This is a genomic window from Gluconobacter sp. P1D12_c, from assembly GCF_018812105.1.
GTDB lineage: Bacteria > Pseudomonadota > Alphaproteobacteria > Acetobacterales > Acetobacteraceae > Gluconobacter > Gluconobacter oxydans_A.
Map to the genome: position 1 here is coordinate 1 of NZ_JACSIQ010000300.1, position 516 is coordinate 516.

At 55.5% G+C, this 516-nt stretch carries 1 protein-coding gene; it reads left to right on the forward strand.

The window, feature by feature from the left end:
- On the forward strand, window positions 1–516 hold a 516-nt coding region (locus tag KP705_RS16850; RefSeq protein WP_215765092.1), incomplete at both ends, for a Tn3 family transposase.

The following is a 516-nucleotide window of genomic DNA, read 5'->3' on the forward strand; positions in this document are numbered from 1 at the left end:
ATCGTCCTCAAGTGATGGTCAATTGTTTCATGCAGGTGGCAGAGGCGCTGCGATCAGCGATATCAATGCGCGCAATGGCAGTGAACCGGGCGTCAGTTTCTACACCCACATCTCCGATCAGTATGATCCGTTTTCGACCCGGGTGATTGCGGCGACGGCCGGTGAAGCACCCTATGTTCTGGATGGGCTGCTGTATCATGCCAACGGGCTTTCCATTGAAGAGCATTATACCGACACGGGTGKGGCATCGGATCATGTTTTCGGGCTGATGCCCTTCTTTGGTTATCGATTTGCGCCCAGGATACKGGATCTGAAAGAGCGGAAACTTCACCTGTTTCCAGATCAAAGCCCCKGTGATCTCCTGAGTGGAATGGCCGGTGACCCGATCAATACCGATCATGTTGCGGCCCACTKGGACGACCTGCTGCGTCTGGTCACATCCATTCGGAGTGGAACCGTGACGGCCTCGGCCATGCTGCGGAAGCTCGGATCTTATCCCCGTCAGAATGGTCTGGC